This window comes from Balneatrix alpica DSM 16621, assembly GCF_000619885.1.
In the GTDB taxonomy this organism is placed as follows: domain Bacteria; phylum Pseudomonadota; class Gammaproteobacteria; order Pseudomonadales; family Balneatricaceae; genus Balneatrix; species Balneatrix alpica.
This window is the reverse complement of record NZ_JHUZ01000006.1, coordinates 20,220-45,336: the sequence shown is the minus strand read 5'-3', so window position 1 is coordinate 45,336 and position 25,117 is coordinate 20,220. Positions and strand designations below refer to the sequence as shown.

At 57.9% G+C, this 25,117-nt stretch carries 25 protein-coding genes; 19 read left to right on the top strand and 6 right to left on the bottom strand.

Features of this window, described 5'->3' with window-relative positions:
- Positions 1-10 precede the first annotated feature (10 nt).
- Entirely contained in the window at positions 11-925 is a 915-nt protein-coding gene (locus tag Q334_RS0100670; RefSeq protein WP_027311516.1) for a LysR substrate-binding domain-containing protein, read from the top strand.
- On the opposite strand, the gene zapE is transcribed toward Q334_RS0100670, so the two are convergent.
- Complete coding sequence (gene zapE, locus Q334_RS0100665; RefSeq protein ID WP_027311515.1) at positions 904-2,064, bottom strand: cell division protein ZapE; 1,161 nt, start codon at positions 2,062-2,064, stop codon at positions 904-906. The two genes, Q334_RS0100670 and zapE, sit on opposite strands and share 22 nt — an antisense overlap.
- A 57-nt stretch (positions 2,065-2,121) precedes the next feature.
- Between zapE and Q334_RS19760 the strand changes: the two genes are divergently transcribed.
- The 3 genes from Q334_RS19760 to Q334_RS0100650 are packed head-to-tail and all read left to right on the top strand — an operon-like array spanning position 2,122 to position 4,456.
- Complete coding sequence (locus Q334_RS19760; protein WP_051527411.1) at positions 2,122-2,556, top strand: NfeD family protein; 435 nt, start codon at positions 2,122-2,124, stop codon at positions 2,554-2,556.
- A gap of 11 nt (positions 2,557-2,567) precedes the next feature.
- Positions 2,568-3,521, top strand: a complete 954-nt coding sequence (locus Q334_RS0100655) for an SPFH domain-containing protein (RefSeq protein ID WP_027311514.1) — start codon at positions 2,568-2,570, stop codon at positions 3,519-3,521.
- A gap of 14 nt (positions 3,522-3,535) precedes the next feature.
- Positions 3,536-4,456, top strand: a complete 921-nt coding sequence (locus tag Q334_RS0100650; RefSeq protein ID WP_027311513.1) for a pyridoxal-phosphate dependent enzyme — start codon at positions 3,536-3,538, stop codon at positions 4,454-4,456.
- 50 nt (positions 4,457-4,506) lie between these two features.
- Here the strand turns inward: Q334_RS0100650 and elbB are convergent, their stop codons facing one another.
- Complete coding sequence (gene elbB, locus Q334_RS0100645; protein WP_027311512.1) at positions 4,507-5,160, bottom strand: isoprenoid biosynthesis glyoxalase ElbB; 654 nt, start codon at positions 5,158-5,160, stop codon at positions 4,507-4,509.
- 105 nt (positions 5,161-5,265) lie between these two features.
- Between elbB and Q334_RS0100640 the strand changes: the two genes are divergently transcribed.
- The 8 genes from Q334_RS0100640 (at position 5,266) to Q334_RS17485 (ending at position 12,099) form a co-directional block, all read left to right on the top strand.
- Entirely contained in the window at positions 5,266-5,811 is a 546-nt protein-coding gene (locus tag Q334_RS0100640; protein ID WP_027311511.1) for a GNAT family N-acetyltransferase, read from the top strand.
- Entirely contained in the window at positions 5,798-6,607 is an 810-nt protein-coding gene (locus Q334_RS19755) for a helix-turn-helix transcriptional regulator (RefSeq protein WP_051527410.1), read from the top strand. Before Q334_RS0100640 ends, Q334_RS19755 begins: the two co-directional genes overlap by 14 nt.
- A gap of 74 nt (positions 6,608-6,681) precedes the next feature.
- Entirely contained in the window at positions 6,682-7,227 is a 546-nt protein-coding gene (locus tag Q334_RS0100630; protein WP_027311510.1) for a YbhB/YbcL family Raf kinase inhibitor-like protein, read from the top strand.
- A 72-nt stretch (positions 7,228-7,299) separates the two neighbouring features.
- Positions 7,300-7,968, top strand: a complete 669-nt coding sequence (locus Q334_RS0100625; RefSeq protein WP_027311509.1) for a response regulator — start codon at positions 7,300-7,302, stop codon at positions 7,966-7,968.
- Positions 7,958-9,307, top strand: coding sequence for an ATP-binding protein (locus Q334_RS0100620; protein WP_027311508.1), 1,350 nt, complete (start codon positions 7,958-7,960; stop codon positions 9,305-9,307). The genes Q334_RS0100625 and Q334_RS0100620 overlap by 11 nt, the downstream gene beginning before the upstream one ends.
- A 91-nt stretch (positions 9,308-9,398) precedes the next feature.
- Positions 9,399-9,761, top strand: a complete 363-nt coding sequence (locus tag Q334_RS0100615) for a diacylglycerol kinase (protein WP_027311507.1) — start codon at positions 9,399-9,401, stop codon at positions 9,759-9,761.
- On the top strand, positions 9,746-10,465 hold the full coding sequence (locus tag Q334_RS0100610) for a phosphatase PAP2 family protein (protein ID WP_051527409.1): 720 nt from the start codon (positions 9,746-9,748) through the stop codon (positions 10,463-10,465). The genes Q334_RS0100615 and Q334_RS0100610 overlap by 16 nt, the downstream gene beginning before the upstream one ends.
- Complete coding sequence (locus Q334_RS17485; protein WP_051527408.1) at positions 10,462-12,099, top strand: phosphoethanolamine transferase; 1,638 nt, start codon at positions 10,462-10,464, stop codon at positions 12,097-12,099. Before Q334_RS0100610 ends, Q334_RS17485 begins: the two co-directional genes overlap by 4 nt.
- A gap of 55 nt (positions 12,100-12,154) precedes the next feature.
- On the opposite strand, the gene Q334_RS0100600 is transcribed toward Q334_RS17485, so the two are convergent.
- Positions 12,155-13,642 carry an alanine/glycine:cation symporter family protein gene (locus Q334_RS0100600; RefSeq protein ID WP_027311505.1) on the bottom strand — a complete coding sequence of 496 codons (1,488 nt, stop codon included), beginning with the start codon at positions 13,640-13,642 and terminating at the stop codon, positions 12,155-12,157.
- Positions 13,643-14,003: 361 nt separating this feature from the next.
- Between Q334_RS0100600 and rssA the strand changes: the two genes are divergently transcribed.
- A complete protein-coding gene (gene rssA, locus Q334_RS0100595) occupies positions 14,004-14,921 on the top strand; it encodes a patatin-like phospholipase RssA (protein ID WP_027311504.1) in 918 nt (305 codons plus the stop codon).
- A gap of 75 nt (positions 14,922-14,996) precedes the next feature.
- Here the strand turns inward: rssA and Q334_RS0100590 are convergent, their stop codons facing one another.
- Both Q334_RS0100590 and prlC read right to left on the bottom strand, forming a co-directional pair.
- Positions 14,997-15,260: a YheV family putative zinc ribbon protein gene (locus Q334_RS0100590; protein WP_027311503.1), complete on the bottom strand. Its 264-nt coding sequence runs from the start codon at positions 15,258-15,260 to the stop codon at positions 14,997-14,999.
- Positions 15,257-17,299, bottom strand: coding sequence for an oligopeptidase A (gene prlC / locus Q334_RS0100585; protein ID WP_027311502.1), 2,043 nt, complete (start codon positions 17,297-17,299; stop codon positions 15,257-15,259). Before prlC ends, Q334_RS0100590 begins: the two co-directional genes overlap by 4 nt.
- A 163-nt stretch (positions 17,300-17,462) precedes the next feature.
- On the opposite strand from prlC, the gene Q334_RS0100580 reads away from it, so the two are divergent.
- The 6 genes from Q334_RS0100580 to Q334_RS0100555 all read left to right on the top strand — a co-directional run bounded on the left by Q334_RS0100580 (position 17,463) and on the right by Q334_RS0100555 (position 24,508).
- Positions 17,463-18,005 carry a gamma carbonic anhydrase family protein gene (locus Q334_RS0100580; protein ID WP_027311501.1) on the top strand — a complete coding sequence of 181 codons (543 nt, stop codon included), beginning with the start codon at positions 17,463-17,465 and terminating at the stop codon, positions 18,003-18,005.
- Between the two features lie 71 nt (positions 18,006-18,076).
- Positions 18,077-18,577, top strand: a complete 501-nt coding sequence (gpt, locus tag Q334_RS0100575) for a xanthine phosphoribosyltransferase (protein WP_027311500.1) — start codon at positions 18,077-18,079, stop codon at positions 18,575-18,577.
- Between the two features lie 387 nt (positions 18,578-18,964).
- Positions 18,965-20,737 carry an N-acetylglutaminylglutamine amidotransferase gene (locus Q334_RS0100570; RefSeq protein WP_027311499.1) on the top strand — a complete coding sequence of 591 codons (1,773 nt, stop codon included), beginning with the start codon at positions 18,965-18,967 and terminating at the stop codon, positions 20,735-20,737.
- 2 nt (positions 20,738-20,739) lie between these two features.
- Positions 20,740-22,479, top strand: a complete 1,740-nt coding sequence (gene ngg / locus Q334_RS0100565; protein ID WP_035460465.1) for an N-acetylglutaminylglutamine synthetase — start codon at positions 20,740-20,742, stop codon at positions 22,477-22,479.
- Entirely contained in the window at positions 22,479-23,606 is a 1,128-nt protein-coding gene (locus tag Q334_RS17480) for an osmoprotectant NAGGN system M42 family peptidase (protein ID WP_051527407.1), read from the top strand. The genes ngg and Q334_RS17480 overlap by 1 nt, the downstream gene beginning before the upstream one ends.
- Before the next feature lie 80 nt (positions 23,607-23,686).
- Positions 23,687-24,508 (top strand): HDOD domain-containing protein, encoded by an 822-nt coding sequence (locus Q334_RS0100555; protein ID WP_027311497.1) that lies wholly within the window; start codon positions 23,687-23,689, stop codon positions 24,506-24,508.
- A gap of 56 nt (positions 24,509-24,564) precedes the next feature.
- On the opposite strand, the gene Q334_RS0100550 is transcribed toward Q334_RS0100555, so the two are convergent.
- The gene (locus tag Q334_RS0100550; protein ID WP_027311496.1) at positions 24,565-25,017 is read right to left on the bottom strand and encodes an Mpo1 family 2-hydroxy fatty acid dioxygenase; all 453 of its coding nucleotides are present in this window, start codon (positions 25,015-25,017) and stop codon (positions 24,565-24,567) included.
- Positions 25,018-25,117 lie beyond the last annotated feature (100 nt).

The window sequence follows — 25,117 nt, the reverse complement described above, 5'->3', positions numbered from 1 at the left end:
GGAGGGCGTGATGAATCTGGAAGTAAAGTGGTTAGAGGATTTTTTGCTTCTGGCCGCCACCCGCAGTTTTTCTCAGGCGGCCCAGCGTCGCTTTGTCACCCAACCGGCATTTAGCCGCCGTATTCGGGCACTAGAGGAGGAGGTTGGGGTACAGCTGGTAGATCGTTCCACCACCCCGGTGGAGCTGACCGCCGAAGGTCAGGTGTTTTTACTGACGGCCCGCAATGTGGTGGAGCAGCTCAAGGCCAGTGTGCAGCACTTGCGTGGCTTGCAGCCGGGGGAGTCACAGCTGGTGGAGATGGTGGTGGCCCACTCCCTGGCCCTGAGTTTTGTGCCGAACTGGCTGAGTTCATTGCAGGTACAGTTGCAAGGCCTCTGTGTACGGGTGGTGGCGATGAATGTGGGGGATGCCATCCATGCCCTGCGGGAGGGGCAGTTTGATCTGATGCTGATCTATGCCGACCCCCAGGCGGCTCTGCAGTTGGACCCGGAGTTATTTCCCTCGTTGCAACTGGCGGCCACCGAGATGGTACCGGTGTCGCGGGTGCAGGAGGGGGAGCTGCTGTTCGATCTTAATCAGCAGAGCGCCCCCTTGCCGCTGCTGGCCTATACCCAGGGGGCCTTTCTGGAGCGTTCGCTGCGGATGTTGATCAAGCATCAGGATTTACAGCTGCGCTTGCGTACCGTCTATGAGACGGCAATGGCGGAAGGGTTAAAGGGCATGGCTGTCGCCGGTTTAGGCTTGGCCTGGCTGCCGTTAATTAGCGTTGAGCAAGAATTAGCCAATGGCACTTTGGCGGTGTGTGAGGGGGAGCAGTGGCGGATTCCGCTGCAGGTGCGTTTATACCGCTGTGCACCCTTGCATAAACCCAGCGTAGAGCAGCTATGGCGCCACCTGCAGCGTCAGGCACCACGAGGCCAGTGACGGCTTTGCATGTGGCGTAAACGACTCAGCGTACGTTGAAACGGTGCCTGTAGATAACCTTGTGTATAGATGTGGATAAGTTCGACTTCAGCCTCGATATACAGGGGCACGCCACGGTCATAACACTCATCCACCAGGGCGATAAAACGCCGCGCAGCGTCATCCAAACGGCTCAAGGGCGGTAATTGGCGCTGGCCGGCGCTGACTAACTGGGGGCCATCTTCGGTGCCGCGGGCGATGGGGTTGAGGCGGCTTGTGCTGCTTAATGCCGGTAATCCAGACAGCAGGATCACCGCAAAACGGTCACAGAGCGCGATGTAATCCTGGCTGGCGCGCGGGTCCTGGCACAGGCTGGCAAAGTCGGTCCAAAGCAGTTGTTGGCTGCGGCGTATCACCGGCAATGCGCGACCATTGATGCTCAGTGGCTCCGTTTGCCAGGGCTGCTCCCCGTTGAGCTGCTTGAAGCAGGCCAGCAGTGGGCTGGGGGTGGCAGGCGAATGCTGTGGGGGCGGGTGGACAAAATAACGTGGCTGGTCCATGGCGCCGAGCTGGCGAAAATCCTGGCCCCCGGCTAAATCCACCACCTCAATATGTTGACGTAGCAACGCTAGTGCCGGCAGAAAGCGATCCCGGTGCAGGCCATCGGCATAGAGCTGCGCTGGCGGAATATTGGAGGTGGCGACCCACACCACCCGCTGTGCCAACAGCTGGCTGAGCAGGCGTCCCAGTAGCATGGCATCGCCAATGTCCTGCACAAAGAACTCATCGAAACAGAGTACCCGTACCTCCGCCGCCAGTTCTTTGGCCAGGGCCAACAGCGGCTCAGGGGTACCCCGTAGCTGAAACAGACGGCGATGAACCCAAGCCATAAAGTGATGAAAATGCTGACGGTGTTTGGGCAGGGTCACACTTTGATAAAAAGCATCCATTAGCCAGGTTTTGCCACGTCCCACCGGCCCCCACAAATACAGACCCTTGGGTGGGGTGCGCCAGCGTGGCCCAGGCCAGCTCTGCCACTTTAGCAGTTGCTCATGTAATAACTGCAGTCGTTGTGCCGCCTGCTCTTGGGCCTGATCGGCCTGCCAGTGCGGTTGTTGCAGGGCTTGCTGATAGGCCTGCCAGGGGGAGGGAGTTGTCAAATGCGCCTGCCGGGTCAATGATGATGCGGGTACGGACAGAGTGTGAGGAGGCAGACTATGTTAGCGATGGAAGCTTGGCAATGGTGGATTTTGGCTGGACTGGTATTAGCCCTGGCGGAATTGTTGGGGGCCGCTTTCGTTGCCTTGGCCCTGGGGCTGGCCTGTGGTTTTGGTGCCCTGGCGGCCTGGCTGGATGCCTCGTTTAAAGTGCAGTTGTTAAGCATGGCGGTGGCTGCAGCGCTGTTGATTCCGCTGGCGATTCGTCTTTATCGTCAACGCCAGCAGCATTGGCAGAGCCGTCAGCAGGCCGGTATTGTCGGTGAAAGTGGCCAGCATTGGCGCGCCCAGGTATGTGAATACGGTGGTCGCCTGGGGGTGCGGGTGGAGGGTAATTTCTATCCGTTGGGGCCCGGTGACTGGCAGCCGGGAGAGTGGTTGGAAGTACAGGGTTTTGACGGTATCACCCCGCGGGTGACGCGGGTAACAGACTAAGGAGAGGGTAGATGGACATGTTACTGGAAGGCGGACTGGTGCTTACCCTGGCGGTGGCAGCGGTGATGATCGTGTTGGTGGTCAAGGGTTTGACCATCGTGCAGCAGTCTGAAGCGGTGGTGGTGGAGCGCCTGGGTAGCTATCTACGTACCCTGGAGCCGGGAATTAATTGGGTGGTGCCCTTTATCGATGTGGCCCGCACCATCAAGGTGAAGCGCTATGTGGGGGACAGCGCCTCGGCCATTGTGGTGGAAACCCACCGCATTGACCGGCGGGAAACGGTGCTGGACTTTCCCAGCCAGCAGGTGATTACCTCAGACAACGTCACCGTGATGATTAATGGCGTGCTCTACTACCAGATTATCGACCCGCAGCGGGCGGTGTATCAGGTGGAAAACCTGATCCAGTCGATTGAGGTGCTGGCCAAAACCACCCTGCGTTCGGAAATCGGCAAGATGGAGCTGGATAAACTGTTCGAGTCACGTCAGGAGATCAACGCCAGCCTGGAGGCGGTGCTGGATGATGCCGCCAACAAATGGGGGGTGAAGGTGACCCGGGTGGAAATCCAGGACATTTCCATCCCGGAAGAAATTCAGGAAGCGATGCGCAAGCAGATGACCGCCGAGCGTGAGCGTCGCGCCACGGTGCGTCGTGCCGAAGGGGAAAAACAGGCCGCGATTGAAACCGCCGAGGGGGAGAAGCAGGCCTCGATTCTGCGCGCTGAAGGTGAGCGTCAGGCGGCGATTCTGATGGCGGAAGGGCAACAGCAGGCCATTAACCTGCTGGCGGAAGCCCTCGGCGAGGGCGCGGATAAAGACAAGGTCATCGCCTACCTGATTGCCAAGGATTACCTCGATACCCTGCCCCATATTGCCAAAGACGGTGAGCGGGTGTTCTTGCCCTATGAGGCCAACGCTGCCCTGGGGAGTCTGGGGGCGGTACAGGCGCTGTTTGGTAAAAACTAAATCAAGGATTGTGTATGCGACTGCATCTGAATACGCCCTTGCTTGCGGCGCCCTATCTGGCTCGCGAGGGGCAACAGGTCTGGCTGAAGATGGATGCCCTGCAACCCAGTGGCTCCTTTAAAACCCGGGGAGTGGGCTTTGCCTGCCAGGCCTATCAGGCCAGAGGCGCCAAGCGGCTGGTGTCATCCTCCGGCGGCAATGCCGGTTTGGCGGTGGCCTATAGTGGCCGCCGGCTTGGCCTGCCGGTTGTGGTGGTAGTGCCGGAAACCACCACGAGCAGAGCCATCGAGCTGATTCGCCAACAGGGGGCCGAAGTGCAGATCGTCGGCGAAAACTGGAATGCCGCCCATGCCCATGCCATGCAATTGCTGGATGAGCACAGCGCCTATATCCACCCCTTTGATGACCCCCTGCTGTGGCAAGGGCATGCCAGCCTGATTGAGGAAGTGGCCGAGGCGGGAGTGCAACCGGATGCGGTGGTGCTCTCGGTGGGTGGCGGTGGTTTGCTCTGTGGAGTGGTGCAAGGCCTGCAGGCGCAGGGTTGGCAGGTGCCGATCTATGCAATGGAAACGGCAGGGGCTGCCTCCCTGGCGCTGGCAGCAGAGCAGGGGCCAGAGGCCAGCCTCGCTGCCATTAACAGCATTGCCACCAGCCTGGGGGCCAAGCAGGTAGCGGCACAGGCTTACCGCTATCTGCAGGATTACCCGATTCACCCGCGTCAGGTGACGGATGCACAGGCGCTGGCGGCCTGCCAGCGTTTTTTGGATGACCAGCGGGTGCTGGTGGAGCCCGCCTGCGGCGCCAGTTTAGCGGCACTCTATCAGGGCTTGCCTGAGCTGGAGGATAAACGCTCGGTACTCGTGGTGGTCTGTGGTGGAGCCGGGGTCAGTCTGGCTCAGTTGGCCCAGTGGCAGCAGCAGGTGGCAGCAGGCTAAGGTGGATGACCGCGCCAGGGGAGGTTTTCCCCTGGCGAGTTTGGTGCACCTTAGCGACGTGCCAGACGTACCACCTCCTGTACCAGACGGTTGATCCCGCTGGCGGCTTCGCTGATGGAGTTGGCTAGCATATAGGCGGGAGTGCTAACCACTTTGTGCTGTTCATCAACGACAAACTCACTGACCGGACAACTTTGGTGCTGTCCTCCCATCTGCTCAATCGCAGCGGCGGTGTCGGCATCTGTACCTATTGTCAGACGGCTGCCAGGGCCGAAAATACGAGGAATCATGGCTGGAGCAATGCAGATAAAGCCGAGGGGTTTGGCTTGTGCTGCGATGGCCTGACAAAAATCCAGTACCTCGGGCAGCACCTCACAATCACTGCCTTTGAAAGCAAAATCGCAGAGATTTTTAGCGGCACCAAAACCACCGGGCAGAATGACAGCATCGTAATCCTCGGCACGAGCGTTGGCCAAGGACTGAATCTGTCCCCGTGCAATGCGCGCCGCTTCCACCAGTACATTGCGACTTTCTGTCATGGCTTCACCAGTGAGGTGATTAATTACCTGGGCTTGAGGGCGGTCAGGGGCCAGACACTGGTACTGACAGCCGGCTTGCTCCAGCGCCAGCAGTGTGAGGACGCTTTCATGGATCTCTGCACCATCAAAGACACCACAACCAGATAGAATGACGGCTACCTTCATCGGATTCTCCTTCCCTTTCTTTGCGTTCAATGCCTAGGCTGGCCAGAATAGCCCAAGCCAGAACGTTTTGCGTACTGCCCCTGTGACTGTCAGCCGGGAAAGCCGATGCCCTATCAGATTAAGACGTTAACCCCCGAGCATGCCCAAGCCTATAGCCGTTTGATGTTGGAGGCATTGGCGCTGGAGCCCCTGGCCTTTACCTCCAGCGTGCAGGAGCGTGCCAGCCTGCCGCCGGCCTGGTGGCGCCAGCGTCTGGCGGGCTTTGCCCAGGCGGGGGAGCAGATTCTGGGCCTTTACTGTGATGAGGAGCTGGTAGGTTGTGTGGGGCTGGTTCTGCAGGCGCGTCAGCGTATTCGCCATAAAGCGCTGGTGTCGGGGCTGTATGTGGCGCCAGGGCACCGTGGGCAGGGTGGGGCGCGCCAGTTAATGCAGGCACTCTTGCAGTTGGCCAGCACTCGGCCGGAGCTACGTTTGCTGCAACTCACCGTGACAGCGGGTAATCACGGGGCGGAGCGTTTGTATCAGCAGCTTGGCTTCCAATGTTATGGCGAAGAGCCGGAAGCAGTGCGCTTAGGCGAGGGGTTTGTCAGTAAAAAGCTGATGTGGCGGCGGTTGAGTACGCCTAAGGAGTCTGGTCATGCAGGCACTTAAACACTGGTTAGCCCAGCATCCTGAAGGGACGGAGTTGATTCGTTTGCGGCGTCAGGTACGGCTGCGGCAAGTGCCTTTCTATCAACCCTGTCTGATCCTGGTGCTAAGTGGCTATAAGCGTTTTGATGGTGAGCACGGTTATGTGCAGGCCGAGGCGGGGCAGGGGGTGGCACTGGCAGCCCCGCAGAGTCTAACGGTATTAAATCGTCCGCCTGCTGGCGGGCAGTATCAGGCATTGCTGCTGCCGTTTAGCTATCAGCAACTGCAGCAGTTGCAGCAATGGTACGGCTTGGCGGTGGACAGGGCGCCTCCGGTGAGCATGTTGCCCTGGCAACTGGATACCGCGCTGGAGCAGAGCCTGTTGCGCTATTTGCAGGCACCGGCGGGAGTGTTACGCCAGCACCGTTGGCTGGAGGTGCTGTTGTTATTGCTACAGCAGCAACCGGGGATATTGCAGTTGAGTTATCAACAGCCCAGTCGCAGTGGAGGGCTGCGGGCGCTGCTGAGTGAGGACTTGAGCAAAGAGTGGACCCTGGCCCAGGTTTGCGACAGGTTGGCGACTTCGGAAAGCACCCTGCGCCGTCAACTGCAGCGTGAACAAACCAGTTTTCGCCAGCTGTTGGCGGAGTTGCGCTTGAGTGCTGCCCTGAACCGCCTGTTGCAGAGTGAAGATCCTATCTATCAGGTGGCGGCAGACTGTGGCTTCCAGTCGGTGTCGCGTTTTAGCAGTAACTTTCGCAAGCGCTTTGGTTTGCCGCCAAGCAGTATGCGCCAGCAGCAAGAAAGCGGACACTAATTGACGGTTAGCGGACAAGTGCCTTCTGAGTGGCGGGCTAGGATAAGGGCTCCTTCACGTAACAGGAGCAACGTATGCGCTATGCCATCCTTAGTTTACTCAGTGCCAGCCTGTGCCAACCGGCCTGGGCAGAGTTACAGCTACAGAGCGAGACCTGGCAGCCCGGACAGCAGGTGGAGGCGGCTCAGGTGTTCCAGGGCTTCGGTTGCAGCGGTGACAACCTATCACCCCAGTTGAGCTGGAGTGGCGCCCCCGCCGCAACCCGTAGCTTTGCGGTCACCCTCTATGATCCAGATGCCCCCACCGGCAGTGGTTGGTGGCATTGGCTGGTGTTCAACCTGCCTGCCTCACAGCAATCTTTGCCGGCGGGAGCGGGTAATCTTGATCTGCAATTGGCCCCCGCCGGGAGTGTGCAGAGCCGGACTGACTTTGCCAGCAATGGTTATGGTGGCCCCTGTCCACCCCAGGGGGATGCAGCGCATCGCTATCAGTTGAAGGTATTTGCGCTGGATGTCGAGAGCTTGCCATTGGGGGCGGATAGTCCGGCGGCGATGGTGGGTTATTTCCTCAACCAGCATAAGCTGGCCGAGGCAATGCTGGAGGTGCAATACAGTCGCTGACCAAGCCTGACTATACCCTGACAGACCTCTGGCTTAAGCTGGGGGCCTGTCAGCACAGGTTAGGAGAGGCAGATGCGGATTCTGCTGGTGGAAGATGATCAGGCCCTGGCGGAGCAGTTAAGTGCTGCACTGCGCCAAGCGGCACAGCGAGTCGACTGGGTCGGTAAAGGCGAGCAGGCCCGCATTGCCCTGGGGTTGGAAGGCTATGAGGTGGTGATTCTCGACCTGGGGTTGCCTGATATGGAGGGGTTGCAGTTATTACCACTGATCCAACAACTGGCGCAGCCTCCGCGAGTGCTGATACTGACCGCTCGGGATGAGCTGGAGCAGCGGGTGCAGGGGCTGGATGCCGGAGCCGATGACTACCTGAGCAAACCCTTTGAGCTGGATGAATTACTGGCCCGCTTACGGGCACTTGGCCGGCGGCAGACTGGTTTTACCCAAGCCAAGGTAGTGCAGGGTGGGTTGAGCCTGGATTTGGCTCAGCTGCAGGCCAGCTGGCAGGGGCAGCCACTGGAGTTGAGCCGGCGCGAGTTCATGCTCTTACGTGCCTTGGCGGAACGTCCCGGTCAGGTGAAAACCCGTGCCAGTCTGGAAGCGGATTTATATGGCTGGGGGGAGGAGGTGGAGAGCAATGCGCTGGAGGTGCACATTCATCATTTGCGCCGCAAGTTAGGTAAAGAGCGTATCCGCACCCTCAGAGGCATCGGTTACAGCCTGGAGCTTGGCGATGACGGTTAAAGGTAAACCCAATTGGAGCCTGCAACGTCTGTTATTAGCCTGGGTGCTGGGGTTGGTGGTACTGGGGCAGATGGCCAGCCTATGGTGGATTCTCGATCAGCTGGAGGTGGAGGTTGAAGAGGTACTGGATGCCAATCTGCTGACCCAGGCCAGTTGGGTTCAATTGTGGCTGGATAATGCTGATCCCCAAGTCTTGATGCGGGATGGCGTGGCCTTGCCCCCACTACCGGTGGCCGCTGCCTGGCCAACGGATATCCCCCCTATTCAAATTCAATTATGGCAACCCGAGCAACAACGCTGGTGGCCGGCCACCTTGCCGCAGGTACAGATAGAGCAACCGGGTTTTAGTTGGCGTTACCATCAAGGCCATGCTTGGCGTACCTATGATTTGCTCAGTCCCAGTGGTTTGCGGGCACGGTTGTGGCAGAGCCTGGATATTCGGCAGGTGGTGGTGGAGGAGGTGCTGGAAGCTACCCTGATTCCTAACCTGGTGGTACTCGCTTTGTTACTGGGTATCTTAACCCTGGTGATTCGTACTTCCTTGCGACCCTTACAGCGTCTGGCCGAACATTTGGCACAGCGGCGGGCAGATCAACTGGCACCTTTGCAGCTACCCGGTGCAAGGGCCGAGGTGGCACAGTTGAATGAGGCGTTGAACTCCTGGCTGGTACGTCTGCAGCAGACGTTGGAGCGTGAGCGTGGCCTGGCCAGTGATATCGCCCATGAACTCCGTACCCCCCTGACGGTGATGCAATTACAGGCCCGACAATTGGTGGATGAGCAGCAGCGCCTGCAATGGCAAAACCAGTTGGGGCGAATGCAGCGGGTGATTGAGCAATTGCTCAATCTTGCCCGGGTCGAAAACCGCATCGCCACCCTCAGTTGCCAACGGCTGGAGCTGCTACCGTTACTACAAAACCTACTGGCTCAGCTGGCGTCTTTGCCGGAGGGGCGTCAGCATCAATTCAGCCTAGAGGGGGAGCAGCCCGTGCCGTTATGGAGTGAGCCGGTCCTGTTGGAGTTGTTGCTGCACAACCTGTTGCACAACAGCTTGCGTTATAGCCCGGCTGATTCCCTCATCAGTCTGCAGTTACTGCCTCAGCCGCAGGCTTTGCAGCTGATTTTGCGTGATCAGGGGCCGGGGATAGCCGTGGATCAACGTGAGCAGGTATGCCAGCGCTTTAATCGCTTAGATCAGCGTCAGGCAGGCACCGGCTTGGGCTTGGCTCTGGTACAGCGGATTGCCCAGGTACTGGCCATTCGCTGGCAACTCGAGGACAGGGATGATGGTTTGCCTGGGTTGCAGATCAGTCTGTGGTTACCGCTGGCCGAAGCCTAGTGTCGATCGAGCGGTTGGTTAAGCTTGGCTTAAGTCTCCCTTAAGTTTCTGTCTGTAGCCTCGCTGCCAGTTTGATACTGGGAGCGAGTTCATGTCTTACGCTGTAGGTGCCCGAGGCTGGCGCCGTCTGTTGCATGCCAGCCGTTATTCCTATCAGGGCCTGAAAGCCGCCTGGAAAACCCAGGCCGCCATTCGCCAGGAAGTGGTACTGCTACTGCTTGGCCTGCCTGTTGTTTTTATCCTGTCGCTGACAGCGGTCGAGCGGGCATTGCTGCTGTTTAGCCTGCTGATGGTACTGATTGTCGAGCTGCTCAATTCCGCCATAGAGGCGGCCATCGACCGGATTGGCTTAGAGTCACATCCCCTCAGTGGCCAGGCCAAGGATATGGGTTCGGCTGCAGTGCTGGTGAGTTTGGTGGCGGCGGCGGGGGTGTGGTTATGCGTGCTGTGGTAAACCCCGCGCAGTCTCAGGTGTACCTGTGGGTAGGTATGGTGTTGTTGCTCTTGCTGGTCTTGCTACCCGCCGGTGATTGGCCACTGGCGAGTTGGTTGTATCAGCTGGGTGGGGAGGGATGGCAATGGCGCCATGCCGGTTGGAGTCAGTTTTGGTTACATGATGTTTTGCGCGTGCCTTTGCAGTTAGCGGTGTTGCTGCTGTGGGGGCTAACGCTGGCCTGTCATTTGCCCTGGGTACGGCGGTGGGTGTGCCGTTACCTGCCTGGCGGCCCTTCTGCTTTGCGCTACCTCAGCCTGAGTCTGATGCTATCGGCCTTATTGGTGCAATGGGGTAAGCATAGTCTGGGGGTGGACTGCCCCTGGGACTTGCAGGGCCTGGGCGGGGTGCGTCTAGCCCATGAGTGGTGGCAACCCCTGCCAGTGGGGCAGGAGCCGGGACAATGCTTTCCGGCTGGCCATGCCAGTCTCGGTTATATGTGGTTAGGGCTGTATTTTGTTCTCGCCCACTATCGGCCACAGTGGCGCTATCCGGCTTTGGGGTTGATCATCGCGCTGGCCCTAGTGCTCGGTGCAGTACAGCAATTACGCGGTGCACACTTCTTATCCCACGATGTGGCCACGGCGGCATTGTGCTGGTGGGTGGCTTGGGGATTGGCAAGGTTATGGCGCTGGCCATCAGTGGGCCAGGGGGGTGAGTCATGACTAATCCCTTGCTTGAGCAAGCCTTACCCTTGGCACGCAGTCGATGGTGGCAGCTGGGGTGTTCCCCCTGGTGGTTAGTGGTAGGGGTGAGCCTGCTCTGGACCCTGCTGTTTAATCAGCCCTTTCTCCAGGCGGCGGCTCAGGTGATGCCCGCACAGCCACTGTTTATGGTTAATTTAGGCTTACTGCTAACGGCGTTACAGGCTTGGCTGCTAACCCTGTTGTGTTGGCCGCGGCTGTTTAAGCCAGGGCTGATGCTATTGTGGATGATGGCGGCCGGGGCCAGTTATTTTATCCACAGCTATGGCATTGTGATTGATCGGGGCATGCTGCAAAACGCCTTGGCCACCGATAGTCGAGAAGTGCAGGGGCTGTTAACCAGCAAGATGCTATGGTGGATGCTTGGCTTGGGATTGTTGCCGGCATTGGGATTGGGGCTACTGCCTTTACGCTTTGCCCCCTGGCCGCGCCATCTGCGTGTTTGGCTGAGTCTGGTGGTGGGGTGGTTATTGCTGCTGGTGTTGCTGCTATTGATGGCGAATCAGCATTACGCTTCTTTTTTGCGCAACCATAAGGAAGTACGGCAGCTGGCTACCCCGGTGAATGTGGTCTATGCCGCCTATTCCCTGGCCCGGCAACACTGGCAGGGGCAAGGCTTGCCCTATCGTCAGCTGGGGTTGGATGCCAGGCAGTCGCTGCCTTTAGCCAAGCGTAGTAAGCCGAGTCTGTTGGTGCTGGTGGTTGGGGAAACCGCCCGAGCCGATCACTTTAGCCTGAATGGCTACCCTCGTCAGACCAATCCGCAGTTAGCGCAGTTACCTCTGCTCAGTTTTAGTCAGGTGAGCTCCTGTGGCACGGCAACGGCTGTGTCGGTGCCCTGTATGTTTTCGCTGCAAAACCGGCAGGAGTACGACGAACCCCGTGCCCTGCGGCAGGATAATCTGTTGGATATTCTCCAGCGTGCCGGTCTGGAAGTCTGGTGGTTGGATAACAACTCCGGCTGTAAAGGCGTCTGTGAGCGCATCCGCAGTATCCCGTTGCCCGAGCAGCGTTGTGAGGGGGAGTGTCGGGATGAGTTGATGACAGCGGTATTAATGGAACAGTTGCAGCAGGCGCCGCAACGGGATCGGGTGGTGGTGTTACATCAGTTGGGCAGCCATGGCCCGGACTATAGCAAGCGTTATCCGGCGCAGGCAGCGCACTTCGGCCCGGCCTGTCAAACCAGTCAGCTACAGGAATGCAGCCAGGAGGAGGTGATTAACGCCTATGACAACACCCTGGTGTATAGCGATCAGGTGCTGGCGCAACTCATTCGTGCCTTACAGCAGCAGGGTGACTATGACAGTGCACTGCTCTATGTGTCTGACCATGGAGAGTCGCTGGGGGAGAATGGCCTCTATCTGCATGGCATGCCTTATTTATTGGCACCTCAGGCACAGAAGCATGTGCCCATGCTGTTGTGGTTATCTCCGGGTTATCAGCGTAGCTATGGCCTGGATCAGGCCTGCTTGCAACAACAGCGTCAGCAGCCCTGGAGCCATGACAATCTGGTGCACTCGGTGCTGGGTATGAGCCGGGTCGAAACCTCGGTGTATCAGCCGCAGTGGGATTGGAACCGGCCCTGTTATCGTTAGGCCATAAACGACTCACCCCCGCAGTGCGGGGGTGAGGGAGGTCAGCAAGTATGGCTTAAGCCTGTTCAGGCGCAGCGGATACTTCCTCAGTACGGGTGGCGGCGGCCTGCTTTTGCTGGCGCTTTACCCAGAAGTCAGCATTCTTGATACCCAGCTTTTCCGGATGGAACACAGGGTCCACACCCGCTTGTTTCTGGGCTTCATAGTCTTTCAGCGCCAAGAGTGCGGGTTTCTGCAGCAGCAGAATGGCGACAATGTTGAGCCAGGCCATCAGACCCACGCCGATATCACCCAGGCCCCAGGCCACGTCTGCAGTTTTCACAGCGCCGTAGAGAACGGAAGCCATCAGCGCCACTTTCAACACAAACATCAGCCAAGGCTGCTTCAGCGCACGGTTGATGTAAGCCACGTTGGTTTCGGCGATGTAGTAGTAGGCAATGATGGTGGTAAAGGCGAAGAAGAACAGCGCAATGGCCACGAAGATGCTACCAAAGCCCGGCAGCACGGTTTCCACCGCGTTCTGGGTGTAGGCGGGGCCAGCGGCAATACCGGCCAGACCCTGTACCAGGAAGCTGCCATCGGCGGCCTGTACGTTGTAGTTGCCGGTGATCAGGATCATAAAGGCGGTGGCGGTACAGACGAATAGGGTGTCGACATAGACGGAGAAGCCCTGTACCAGACCCTGCTTGGCGGGGTGAGAAACCTCAGCAGCGGCGGCGGGGTGGGGGCCAGTACCCTGACCAGCTTCGTTGGAGTAAACCCCACGTTTTACCCCCCACATCACTGCCAGACCCAGAATGGCACCGAAGCCTGCTTCCAGACCAAAGGCACTCTTGATGATCAGGGTGACAATGGCGGGCAGTTGATCGATATGCAGGGCGATGATCACTGACGCGACCAGGATGTAACCCAGCGCCATAAAGGGCACTACCACTTCAGCAAAGGAGGCGATCCGCTTTACCCCACCAAAGATGATCAGGCCAAGCAGGATAACCACCAGGGTGGCAGTCACGGTGGTGGGAATGCCAAAGGCATTCTCGATGCCGGAGGCGATGGAGTTGGCCTGTACGCCAGGCAGCAGCAGACCGGTGCCGAGAATGGTGGCGAAGGCGAAGATCCAGGCATACCACTTCATGCCCAGGCCTTTTTCGATGTAGTAAGCGGGACCACCACGGTACTGACCGTCTTCCTGCTCTTTATAAATCTGTGCCAGGGTGGATTCGATAAAGGCAGTACTGGCGCCAAGGAAGGCCACCGCCCACATCCAGAAAATCGCACCAGGGCCACCAAAGGTGATGGCGGTAGCTACACCGGCGATGTTACCGGTACCGACGCGGCCAGACAGAGAAATCGTCAGGGCCTGGAAGGAGGACACACCCTTGTCAGAAGGCTTGCCTTCAAACATCAGCTTGACCATCTCTTTGACGTGACGGATTTGCAGGAAACGAGTGCGCAGGGAGAAATACAGACCAACACCCAGGCAAAGATAGATGAGCGCCGGGCTCCAGATATAGCCGTTGAGGCTATCGACCAGCTCTTTCATTGGTGGATTCCTTTATATGGTTATTATGTGGACTCTGCATGCCTTATAGCCAAGGCGAGCTCAGTGACAGCTTATGCAGGCCGAGCACCTTAATGGTGGGCTGATAACGAAGCAAGCTGGACGCACTGGCTATAAGTATTTTGCATGGCATATACCTGAAATAAGGGAGGTAATCCCAGGTAGTGGCATGGCAGCGGCAGGAAATTACTCCTGCCCTGCAGGGGGCGCAAGCGGGCAATGGAGTAGATTTGCTAATGTGTTTGTTAATTTTGTTAAACGATTTTGTCAAATATTGAGCATTTTCAAAGCGCTAGTGGGTGAGCGGCGCTACCCTTTGCTGAGGGTTGAAGAGGAGACTGAGATGAAGCAACACGCCAAACTGGGGATAGCCTTGGGCAGTGGGGCAGCTAAAGGTTGGGCGCATATTGGTGTGCTGAAGGCGCTGGCGCGGTTAGGAATTTACCCCGATGTGGTGGCGGGCTGCTCGATCGGGGCCTTGGTCGGTGCGGCCTATGCCTGTGGCCAGCTGGGTCAGATGGAAACCTGGGTACGTGGTTTTACCCGTCTGCAGGTGATGAAGCTGCTCGACTGGCGCCTGGATGGCCGTGGCCTGGTGCGGGGTGAGCGGGTATTTAACCAGATTGCCAAGGGGATGAGGTTTAAAAGTTTTGAGGAGCTACAGCTGCCCTTTGGTGTGGTGGCGACTGAGTTTCATACCGGACGGGAGCTGTGGTTGCAGCAGGGGGAAATGATCCCGGCGGTACGCGCCTCCTGTGCCATGCCGGGGTTGTTTGTGCCGGTGCATTATCAGGGGCAGTTGTTGATTGATGGTGCGGTGGTGAATCCGGTGCCGGTTACCCTGGCCCGGGCGCTGGGGGCGGATGTGGTGATTGCGGTCAATCTGGCGGCGGATATGCGGGGTTATCGCCCTGATGAGCTGGTGGAGGAGGAAATCGCCGAGGAAAGCAATGTGATCAGCCAGTGGTTTGGTCGTCTGCTGCCAGAGCGAGAGGCGGAGGCCCCCATTCCTTCAATGTGGAACGTCATGGGCGGGGCCATCGATATTATGCAGCAGCGCATCACCCGTACCCGGATGGCGGGGGAGCCACCGGAGGTGGAGCTGCGGCCCCGGTTGGCGGATATCAGCATTATGGAGTTTCATCGGGCGGAAGAGGCGATTATGGAAGGAGAGCGCTGTGTCGAGCGGATGGCGGACTTTCTGTTAGGGGAGTTGGCATTTTTGGGCATCAAGCCCAGGCCCCCCTTGAGCACTGGCTAAGTCGGGAGAGGCTATCCGGTGAGGGCACCGGATAGCCAGAGCGATGGCCGCAAGCGGCCAAGGGTTAGTGCATCATCAGTGAATTTTCGTGGCATCCAGGCTATCGAATAGCTTGATAACCTGGACGTCCTCCTCCCGCACCGCCGGGCCACTCTGGTTAACCCGGGTGGGTAACTCGGCCTGGGTATCGGGCTGGCCATCCAGGCGCAGGGAGTCGCTGAAATCACAGGCGATACATTCCCGGTATTCCCGCTCCTCATCGCGGTACATGCGCAGGGTGTCTTGTTTGGCACAGCGCGGGCACACCGCACCGGCAATAAAGCGTTTAATCGGTGTCATGCGGCCTCCTTGGGGGTCAGACCACAGTGGCGGAGCAGCGCATCAATGCTGGGCTCACGACCACGGAAGGCTTTGAATAGCTCCATCGCCGGACGACTGCCACCCTGCTCAAGAATATTCTGCAAGAAGCGTTGCCCGGTGGCGGGGTTGAAGATGCCTTCTTCTTCAAAGGCGGCAAAGGCATCGGCGGACAACACCTCTGCCCATTTATAGCTGTAATAGCCTGCCGCATAACCGCCGGCGAAGATGTGGCTAAAGGCATGGGCGAAGCGGTTGTAGCCGGGGGGCAGCAGGACGGCAACCTGGGCCCGCACCTGCTCCAGCAGGGCTTGGATGGAGGTCTTGCCTGCTTGGTAATCACGGTGCAGGAGGAAGTCGAACAGGGCGAATTCCAGCTGGCGCAGCATCATCAAGGCAGCGTGGAAGTTTTTCGCCGCTAACATTTTGTCGAGCAGCGCCTGGGGCAGGGGCTCGCCGGTTTGGTAGTGGCCGGCAATCAATGCCAGGCCTTCCGGTTCCCAGCAGAAGTTTTCCATAAACTGGCTGGGCAGTTCCACCGCATCCCAGGCCACTCCGTTAATACCGGAGACACTGGCAACCTCAACCTGGGTCAGCATATGGTGCAAGCCATGGCCGAACTCATGGAACAGGGTGGTGACTTCATCATGGGTCAGTAAGGCCGGTTTATCCCCCACTGGCGGGGTAAAGTTGCAGACCAGGTAGGCAACCGGCAACTGCAGGCTGCCATCCGCCAGACGCCGCCGCACTCGGCACTCATCCATCCAGGCGCCGCCACGTTTATTGGCGCGGGCATAGAGGTCAAGGTAGAAGTAGCCAAGGGGATGCCCCTGGCGGCGCAGTTCAAAGAAACGCACATCGGGGTGGTAAAGATCGACGTCAGCGACCTGATGGATCTCGACCCCATAGAGTTTGTGAATCACGCTAAACAGCCCCTGGACCACTCGAGGGGCCGGGAAGTAAGGACGGACTTCTTCCTGTGACAGGGCGTAGCGCTGCAGGCGTAGTTTCTCGCCGGCATAGCCAAGATCCCAGGCCTGCAGGTCATCAATGCCCAGTTCATCCCGGGCAAAGGCGCGTACTTCGGCCAGCTCGGCCAGGGCAGCGGGTTTGGCTACTTCCGCCAGTTGCTCCAGGAAGCTCACTACTTGATCCGTGCTCTCGGCCATCTTGGTGGCCAGCGACAGCTCGGCATAGTTGTTAAAGCCAAGCAGTTTGGCTTCCTCCTGGCGCAGGCTGAGGATTTCTTCCATCAGGCTGCTGTTATCAAACTCACCGGCATTGGGCCCTTGTTCGGAGGCGCGGGTGCAGTAAGCGGTGTAGACCTCTTCACGCAGGGCGCGATTATCACAGTAGGTCAGTACCGGGTAGTAGCTGGGGAAGTCGAGGCTGATGAGCCAGCCTTCCAAGCCCGCTTGTTCAGCTTGCTGACGCAGGACGCCGAGGCCGGATTCGGGGATGCCAGCCAGCAGTTGCACATCGGTGATGTGTTTTTTCCAGGCTTGGGTGGCATCCAACACATTATTGGAGAACTGGCTGGACAATTCGGACAGGCGACTGCTGATCTGGGCAAAACGCTGTTGCTGTTCAGCGGGCAAGTCGATACCACTGAGGCGGAAATCGAGCAGGGCGTCGTCCAGGGCTTTTTGCTGGGCGGGGCTCAGTGTCTCGTAGTACTTGGCTTTGAGGCTTTGATAGGCCCGAAACAAGCCTTGGTGCTGACCCAGGCGGGTGCCGTAATCGGAGAGCTTGGGTAGCGCGGCGTTGTAAGCTTCCCGCAGCTCTGGGCTGTTCATCACCGAGTTAAGGTGGCTCACCGGTGACCAGGCTTGGTTAAGGCGATCATTGGCCTGTTCCAGCGGCAGGATAAAGCTTTGCCAACTGGGGTCGGCTTGCTCGGCCAGGGCATCAATCTGCTCAAGGTTACTACGGATCAGCTCTTCGACAGCAGGCAGTACTTGCTCAGGACGAATGGCACTGAACGGTGGAAGAGAGTGCGGAGTCAGCAGAGGGTGGCTCATGAAAGGTCCTGTCGCTGGGTGAACGAGAATAGCTATATAAGGGCAAGGGTCGGCTTTTCCAGAGGTCGAATAGAGTTTTAGCCGCCGCCAGGGATAGAATAACGCCATTGTCCCTGGCGGCGCCAACTGCTGCTGTCAGTCTGTGAATTAAGGAGGCTAAACAATGCCGATACGTTCCTTTCAGGGTATGAGTCCGAAGCTGGGTGAGCGTGCCTGGGTAGACCCCATGGCTTTAGTGCTGGGTGATGTGGAGCTGGGGGAGGATGTCTCGGTATGGCCCATGGCGGTGATTCGGGGTGATATGCACCGCATTCGGGTTGGCGCCCGTACCAGCGTGCAGGATGGTGCCGTGCTGCACATTACCCATGCCAGCAACTATAACCCCGGCGGTTATCCCCTCATGATTGGTGAGGATGTCACCATTGGCCATCAGGCCATGTTGCACGGCTGCACCGTTGGCAATCGGGTATTAATCGGCATGGGGGCCACCATTCTGGATGGCGCGGTGGTGGAGGATGAGGTCATCATCGGCGCCGGTTCGCTGGTGCCGCCGGGTAAGGTGCTGGAGTCCGGGTATCTCTATGTTGGCAGCCCAGTGAAGCAGGCGCGGCCGCTGTCGGAAAAAGAGCGTAGTTTCTTTAAATACACGGCGGCCAATTACGTCAAACTGAAGGATCAGCACCAGGCTGAAGGGTATCAGGCCTAGACGCTTTGACCATGGGCGATGTGCTACACTAAGGCGCTTTCAAACCTCTCGGCTGGATTTTGGAGTTGGCTATGAGTCATTCCCCGTACAACATGGATTACCCGGTCTCCTGGGAAGAGCTGCACCGTAATGCCCGTGCCCTGTCCTGGCGTTTGCTCGATAAGGGGCCCTGGAAGGGCATTATTGCCATTACCCGTGGCGGCCTGGTACCGGCGGCGATTATTGCCCGGGAGCTGGATGTACGCCTGATCGATACCATCTGTATTGTCAGCTATGGCAGCCATGGAGAAGGGGAAGCGGCGCAGCAGCAGGGTGAGTTGAATATCCTCAAGGGCGTGGCGGGTGACGGTGAGGGTATGCTGTTAGTCGATGACCTGGTCGACACCGGTAAAACCGCCAAGGCGGTACGGGATATGCTACCCAAGGCGCATTTTGCCACCATTTATGCTAAGCCTGCCGGTAAGCCGCTGGTGGACACCTTTATTACCGAAGTTAGCCAGGACACCTGGATTCGTTTCCCCTGGGATATGGAATACACCTTCTCTACGCCGCTGGCGGATCGTCAACGCTAAGCGATTGCTCTTTGTAAAGTAAAGCGCCGTTCAGATTCTGTGCTGAGCGGCGCTTTTTTATTGCCGCTATTGTTTCTCTTCTACGTCTTTCCTGCTTGGTTTGCGCTGTCTGTTGAGCCTGTTCTTGCACCTTTCATGGGCATGCACAGGGTATGTTGAGCAATCTTGCCCTCCTCTTCTGCACTTTCTTCTTTTCGCTTTCTAATGGTTATTTAGGCATCTCACCCGATATTACCGGCAGATGACGAGAGGTTTATGTTTTGATTAAAAGTGATTAATGCTGGATGTTTTTTGACCTTTGTGCTGAGGTTTGCTAGGGTTGCGCCTGAAATTTAATAGAGCACTAAATATTCGTGTTCTTTTTATTTAAGGAGGAGTCATAGCGCCATGTGTGGTCTAGCCGGCGAAGTTCGTTTTCATGATGGTAACGGTGAGCTCGATACCATTGCCCGCATGAATGAGCGCCATCAACCCCGTGGCCCTCATTCCGAGGGTATTTTCAGCCAAGACAGAATCACCTTTGGCCATCGCCGCTTGAAGGTGATGGACCTATCGGAGGCTTCCCAGCAGCCGATGTTTGATCCAGCGCTGGGCTTGGCGGTGGTTTTTAATGGTGCCCTGTATAACTATCCGCAGCTGCGGGATGAGCTCCGTGGTCTGGGCTATCAGTTTTTCTCCGATGGGGATACTGAGGTCATCCTCAAGGCCTACCACGCCTGGGGAGAAAAGTGCCTGCAGCGCTTTAATGGCATGTTTGCTCTGGCGGTATGGCAGCGTGATAGCGGAGAGGTCTGGCTGGCGCGTGACCGGCTGGGAATCAAGCCTCTGTATTACACCTGCAATAGTCAGCGTTTGCTGTTTTCTTCTACGTTGCCAGCCTTGCTGGAGTCACCCCAGGTATCCCGCGAGTTAGACCCGACAGGCTTGCACTATTACCTGCACTTCCATTCGGTGGTACCGGCGCCCCATACCCTGTTTAAGCAGATCCACAAACTAGAGCCGGGCCATTGGTTGAAGATCAGCCGCGATGGCGCGCAACAAAAGGCCTGCTGGTGGCAATTGAATTTTGGCGCCCAGGGTGAGGAGCAACACTGGGATGCACGGCAGTGGGAAGATGCGCTGTTGACCCAGCTGCGTCAGGCCGTACAGCGCCGTAATCTGGCGGCGGTGGATGTGGGGGTGTTGCTGTCCGGCGGGGTGGACTCCAGCCTGTTGGTGGCCCTGCTGCATGAGATCAACCCGGAGCTGTCCACTTTCTCGATTGGATTTGAGGCGGTGAACGGTGAGCAGGGCGATGAGTTCCGTTATTCCGATCTGATTGCCAAGCATTTCTCTACCCGACATCACCGCATGATGATTCCTTCCAGCGAGATGTTGGCGGCCTTGCCCAATGCGATTGCGGCGATGCCCGAGCCGATGGTGAGCCATGACTGCGTGGCCTTTTATATGCTGTCGCAGGAGGTCTCCAAGCATTGTCGGGTGGTGCAAAGTGGTCAGGGTGCGGATGAGGTGTTTGCCGGCTATCACTGGTATCCACCGATGCAGGGCAGCACGAATCCGTTGCAGTCTTACCGCGAGGCGTTCTTCGATCGTCAGCCGTTGGAGTATGTGCAAACCGTGCAGCCTGCCTGGCTGACGGAGGGCGATGTGGCGGGGGAATTTGTCCGTCAACACTTTGCCCAGGCGGGGGCTAGTCATCCGGTGGATAAGGCGCTGCGTTTGGATACCCAGGTGATGCTGGTGGAAGATCCGGTCAAGCGGGTGGATACCATGACCATGGCCCATAGCCTGGAGGCGCGGGTACCTTTCCTTGATCACGAGCTGGTGGAGTTTGCCGCACGTATTCCTGCGCAGTTGAAACTGGATCAGGGAGGTAAAGGCATCCTCAAGCAGGTGGCCCGGCGTTTGATTCCAGCCGAGGTGATTGATCGTCCGAAGGGCTATTTCCCGGTGCCGGCGTTGAAGTATTTACGCGGGCCGGTGCTGCAACAGGTGCAGGATGCCTTGAGTAGCCAGGCTGCCCGTCAGCGTGGCCTGTTCCAGCCGGCGTATCTGGATACCCTGTTGACGGATCCCGAGGCGCATTTGACTCCCTTGCGTGGCTCTAAGCTGTGGCAGTTGGGCTTACTGGAGCTGTGGTTACAGCAGCTGGAGGGATAAAGATGAGCATTCGTGAGCGGGTAAGACGCAAGCGTCAGCCCTCTTATGCCCAGTTGCAGGCCGAGCGGTTACGGGAAGATTTACCGGATGTGCAGCACCACGTCAGCGTGCACTGTGGTTGGGGGCGGTTGTTATTTGGCCATACCTTTCCAGATGAACAGAGTCTGGCCCAGGCACTGTTAGAGGAGGGGCAGGGAGAGCGGGATATCGCCTTCTATGTGGCTCGGCCTCAGGTGGTGGTCAGTCTGGCACCGCAGCGCTTATTTCTCGATCCCTCCGATAGCTATCGTCTGTGGCTGAATGAATATCAGCCCCGGCGCGATTCCGTAACAGGGGTCAATGTGCGCCGTATTAGTACGGAGGAGGATGTGCAGGCAGTCAATGCCATCTACCTCAAGTGCCGGATGCAGCCGCTGGACCCGCAGGTGGTGCTGGGCCAACGCCGCTCACGGGCGCGAGTGTTTTTGCTGGCGGAAGACCAGGACAGTGGCCAGGTGCTGGGTGCGGTGCTGGGGTTGGATCATCAGCGTTTGTTTGCTGATCCAGAGCGTGGTGCAAGCCTGTGGAGCCTGGCGGTAGCGCCGGATGCCAGCCGTCCGCGGGTCGGGGAGGCGCTGGTGCGTTATCTGGCCGAGCGCATGCACACCCGTGGTTGTCACTATCTCGATTTATCGGTGCTGCACAGCAATGATTCCGCCAAGCAGTTGTATGAAAAACTGGGCTTTCGTCTGTTCCAGACCTTTGCGGTCAAGCGCCGTAATGCCATCAACGAGGCGCTCTATACCGAGCCCCAGGCGGATGAAGGCCTGAATCCTTATGCCCGTATCATCGTCGATGAGGCCAGTAGCCGCGGGATTCAGGTCGAGATAGAGGATAGTGAGGCCAATATTTTTACCCTGGCCTTAGGCGGTAGCCGGATTCGTTGCCATGAAAGCCTGACCGCTTTAACCCCAGCAACGGCGATGACCTTGTGTCAAAACAAGTGGCTGACCCACCGTTGCCTTGATCGTGCCGGTTTGCCGGTGCCCAAGGCGGAGTTATGGCAGGCGGGGATGGATTACCAGGCCCTGTTGCAACGCTGCAATGGTCGGGTGGTGGTCAAGCCGATTGACTCGGAGCAGGGCAAGGGGATTGCGGTCGATGTGCGCAGCCCAGAGGCGCTGGAGCAGGCGGTGGCCCAAGCGCGGCAGATCTCGGCCCAGGTGTTACTGGAGCCCTATTACCCCGGGGACGATGTGCGGGTACTGGTGATTAATGACGAAGTGGTCGCTGCAGCCGTGCGACGACCCGCCACGGTGGTGGGGGACGGTAAAAGTACCCTGGAGCAATTGATCCATCATTACAGCCGTCGTCGTGCGGCGGCTACCGGTGGTGAAAGCCGCATTCCGCTGGATCAGGAAACCCTGCGCACCATCCGTGATGCCGGTTATGGGCGGGAGTCGGTGCTGCCAGCCGGTGAACGCCTGGCGGTGCGTAAAACCGCCAACTTGCACACCGGCGGTACCCTGGAAGATGTGACCGATCAGCTTCATCCGCAATTGGCACAGGCGGCAATTGAAGCCGCTCGGGCGTTGAATATACCGGTAACAGGCATTGATATGCTGGTGCCCGATGTGACCGCCCCCCACTTTGTCATTATCGAGGCGAATGAGCGGCCAGGCTTGGCTAATCATGAGCCCCATCCCACCGCAGAACGCTTCATCGATCTGCTTTTTCCCACCACTATCAGGAGCCGTTTGTAATGTCCCTGCCTAGCCTACCTGTGATCGATAGTCAGTATTTAGCCAAGCAATTACAGGCCATGCTGGAGATTCCTTCCCCCACCGGGATGACCGACGCCATCGTCTATTACGTCGGCCAGCAACTGGATGAGTTGGGGGTGCCCTATCGCTTGAGTCGCCGTGGCACCCTGATTGCCGAGCTGGGTGGACGCCGTCCTGGCCCCAAGCGTGCACTGGTGACCCATCTGGACACCATCGGTGCGATGGTGCGTGAGCTCAAGCCTAATGGTCGTTTGGCAATTACTCCCTTGGGGCATTGGTCCAGCCGTTTTGCTGAGGGGGCACGGGTCACCATTTTTACCGAGCAGGGCAGCTTGCGTGGCAGTGTGCTGCCGCTGATGGCGGCGGGGCATGCTTTTAATGAGGCGGTGGATACCCAGCCGGTCAATTGGGATCAGGTAGAAGTCCGGGTCGATGCGGTAGTGGATAGTGCCGATGCCCTACGTGAAGCAGGGTTGGAAGTAGGGGACTTCGTTGCCTTTGACTCCCAGCCGGAATTTACCGATACCGGCTTTATCGTTGCCCGCCATCTGGATAACAAAGCAGGTACGGCGGCCATTTTAGCAACGCTGGAAGCGATGCAGCGCGAAGGGATAGAGGCGGCGGTACCGGCGCAGATTATCTTCACCCTGTCGGAGGAGGTAGGTTCCGGTGCGGGCCATGCACTGGATCAGGACACGGCGGAATTTGTCGGTATCGATATTGGCCCGGTGGCCAGCGGTCAGAATGCCAGAGAAACGGGCGTGACGCTGGCGATGAAGGACTCCAGCGGTCCCTTTGATTACCACCTCAGCCAACACCTGATTAACCTGTGTCGTCATCATCAGATTCCCTGGCAGCGTGATGTGTTCCGCTTTTATTACAGCGATGCGGTGTCGGCGGTGCAGGCCGGGCATGACATTCGTCCGGCACTCATTACCTTCGGTACCGATGCTACCCATGGTTATGAGCGTACCCACATGCATGCGTTGCAGAGCTGTGCCAGTCTGATGCTGGCCTATCTGGAAAGTGACCTGGCCTGGCGGGCCGATCGGCAGGAATCGATCTCCCTGGGGGAATTTGCTCAGCAAATTGACGTCATCAGTTAGGTTCTATATTAAGCTTGGACGCCTGTTCCTGGCCTATACTGCTGGAACAGGACCTCGGGCAACGTCAGGAGGAGGCGTCCATGTCGGTAGAGAACCTATTTAGTAACGTGTACAACCTGCCCAGCATTCCCAAAGTAGTGCAGGAGCTGGTAGCCAGTTTTAATTCCAATACCGCCAACGCGGACGAAATTGCCAGTAAGATTTCCAAGGATCAGGCTTTTGCCGCCAAGGTACTGCGTCTGGGCAACTCTGCCCGTTACGGGGTAGGACGCAAGATTGCTTCTATTAATGCGGCGGTGGTGCTACTGGGGGTGGATGCCCTGCGTACCCTGGTGGTGGCTTCCGGCGTCACTTCGGCCTTCGTGGAAGTGCCGGGGATGGATAAGCGCCAGTTCTGGAAGGATACCTTCACCGTTGCCAGTATCGCCAAAATGCTGGCTAAGCACGCGCGGGTGGATAAAGAGGTGGCCTTTACCTGCGGTATGTTGCACTCCATCGGCGAATTGTTAATCCATATGGGGGAGTCAGACATTGCCGTGCGTATTGATGCACAGGTGACCAAGGGCGCCAATCGGGTGCAGTTGCAGCAGAACCAACTTGGCTATGACTTCACTGAAGTCGGAGAAGAGCTAGCCCGACGCTGGAAGTTCCCAGAAGAAATCCAGGATGCGATTCGCAACCAGGTGGAACCCCTGGGTGAGCCCTTCTCCCCCTATGCTGCTCTGATTGCCCTGGCGGTTTATATCAACGAGAGTGAAAAGGCTGGTAAGAGCCGTGAAGAGCAGTTGGCGGCCTTCCCCAATGAGCTTGCGCAGCGCTTACAGTTGGATTTGCTTAAGGTGTTTGAGTCCTGGGATCAACTCAAGGATGAAGAAGACGATATTGATGCGCTGCTTGGCTAATAAGTGAGCGTTATGACCTCGAAGCCCCCTTGATTGGGGGCTTTTGCATTCAGGGATTAACAGCGAATTCCCAGGCGGCTGAGTAAATGATGCACCACCCAAGCTGGGCCGATTAACAGAAAAGCCAGATCCTGAAAGAAAGACGGCTTCTTACCTTCAATATGATGGCCAATAAACTGGGCGATCCACAGCAGCACAAACAGGCTTAAGGCGACTTCCAGCAAAGGCAGGTGTTGGCTGGCCCAGGAGACCAGCATCAGACACAGAGCGAGCAAGATGATCATGCTAAAGCCCAGCACCCGTGATAGGCGTAAGTAAAACAGCGCGGCGGGTACCACCGCCAGGGTTGCCCAGTTCAGGCTGGGATCTTGCCAGGGAGTGGGCAGCCACCAGAGTAGCGCCACCACGGTCAGCAGGATACCGGGCACGGCGACCCAGTGGATGCGCTTGTTGGTGGGGTGTTGGTGGCTTTGAGCATAGAGATCTAGCCATTGTTGCAGACTGCGCATTGCCGGCTCCTGTTTGGATGAGAGGCTTCCTGGCTGCCGAGCGAACCGCACCCAAGAGGGGCAGTGGGCTCGCTTGAACAGCAGAAGTACTTATCAGTTG

Excerpts from the sequence above, each read along its gene's own strand:
- Q334_RS0100600 (WP_027311505.1), bottom strand. The coding sequence starts at position 13,642 with ATGAAAGAGCTGGTCGATAGCCTCAACGGCTATATCTGGAGCCCGGCG.
- prlC (WP_027311502.1), bottom strand. The coding sequence starts at position 17,299 with ATGAGCCACCCTCTGCTGACTCCGCACTCTCTTCCACCGTTCAGTGCC.
- Q334_RS0100570 (WP_027311499.1), top strand. The coding sequence starts at position 18,965 with ATGTGTGGTCTAGCCGGCGAAGTTCGTTTTCATGATGGTAACGGTGAG.
- Q334_RS19760 (WP_051527411.1), top strand. The coding sequence starts at position 2,122 with ATGTTAGCGATGGAAGCTTGGCAATGGTGGATTTTGGCTGGACTGGTA.
- Q334_RS0100610 (WP_051527409.1), top strand. The coding sequence starts at position 9,746 with ATGCGTGCTGTGGTAAACCCCGCGCAGTCTCAGGTGTACCTGTGGGTA.
- Q334_RS0100620 (WP_027311508.1), top strand. The coding sequence starts at position 7,958 with ATGACGGTTAAAGGTAAACCCAATTGGAGCCTGCAACGTCTGTTATTA.
- elbB (WP_027311512.1), bottom strand. The coding sequence starts at position 5,160 with ATGAAGGTAGCCGTCATTCTATCTGGTTGTGGTGTCTTTGATGGTGCA.
- Q334_RS17480 (WP_051527407.1), top strand. The coding sequence starts at position 22,479 with ATGTCCCTGCCTAGCCTACCTGTGATCGATAGTCAGTATTTAGCCAAG.
- gpt (WP_027311500.1), top strand. The coding sequence starts at position 18,077 with ATGAGTCATTCCCCGTACAACATGGATTACCCGGTCTCCTGGGAAGAG.
- Q334_RS0100650 (WP_027311513.1), top strand. The coding sequence starts at position 3,536 with ATGCGACTGCATCTGAATACGCCCTTGCTTGCGGCGCCCTATCTGGCT.
- ngg (WP_035460465.1), top strand. The coding sequence starts at position 20,740 with ATGAGCATTCGTGAGCGGGTAAGACGCAAGCGTCAGCCCTCTTATGCC.
- Q334_RS0100630 (WP_027311510.1), top strand. The coding sequence starts at position 6,682 with ATGCGCTATGCCATCCTTAGTTTACTCAGTGCCAGCCTGTGCCAACCG.
- Q334_RS0100625 (WP_027311509.1), top strand. The coding sequence starts at position 7,300 with ATGCGGATTCTGCTGGTGGAAGATGATCAGGCCCTGGCGGAGCAGTTA.
- Q334_RS0100550 (WP_027311496.1), bottom strand. The coding sequence starts at position 25,017 with ATGCGCAGTCTGCAACAATGGCTAGATCTCTATGCTCAAAGCCACCAA.
- rssA (WP_027311504.1), top strand. The coding sequence starts at position 14,004 with ATGAAGCAACACGCCAAACTGGGGATAGCCTTGGGCAGTGGGGCAGCT.
- Q334_RS0100580 (WP_027311501.1), top strand. The coding sequence starts at position 17,463 with ATGCCGATACGTTCCTTTCAGGGTATGAGTCCGAAGCTGGGTGAGCGT.
- Q334_RS0100670 (WP_027311516.1), top strand. The coding sequence starts at position 11 with ATGAATCTGGAAGTAAAGTGGTTAGAGGATTTTTTGCTTCTGGCCGCC.
- Q334_RS0100555 (WP_027311497.1), top strand. The coding sequence starts at position 23,687 with ATGTCGGTAGAGAACCTATTTAGTAACGTGTACAACCTGCCCAGCATT.
- Q334_RS0100655 (WP_027311514.1), top strand. The coding sequence starts at position 2,568 with ATGGACATGTTACTGGAAGGCGGACTGGTGCTTACCCTGGCGGTGGCA.
- Q334_RS0100590 (WP_027311503.1), bottom strand. The coding sequence starts at position 15,260 with ATGACACCGATTAAACGCTTTATTGCCGGTGCGGTGTGCCCGCGCTGT.
- Q334_RS19755 (WP_051527410.1), top strand. The coding sequence starts at position 5,798 with ATGCAGGCACTTAAACACTGGTTAGCCCAGCATCCTGAAGGGACGGAG.
- Q334_RS17485 (WP_051527408.1), top strand. The coding sequence starts at position 10,462 with ATGACTAATCCCTTGCTTGAGCAAGCCTTACCCTTGGCACGCAGTCGA.
- Q334_RS0100615 (WP_027311507.1), top strand. The coding sequence starts at position 9,399 with ATGTCTTACGCTGTAGGTGCCCGAGGCTGGCGCCGTCTGTTGCATGCC.
- Q334_RS0100640 (WP_027311511.1), top strand. The coding sequence starts at position 5,266 with ATGCCCTATCAGATTAAGACGTTAACCCCCGAGCATGCCCAAGCCTAT.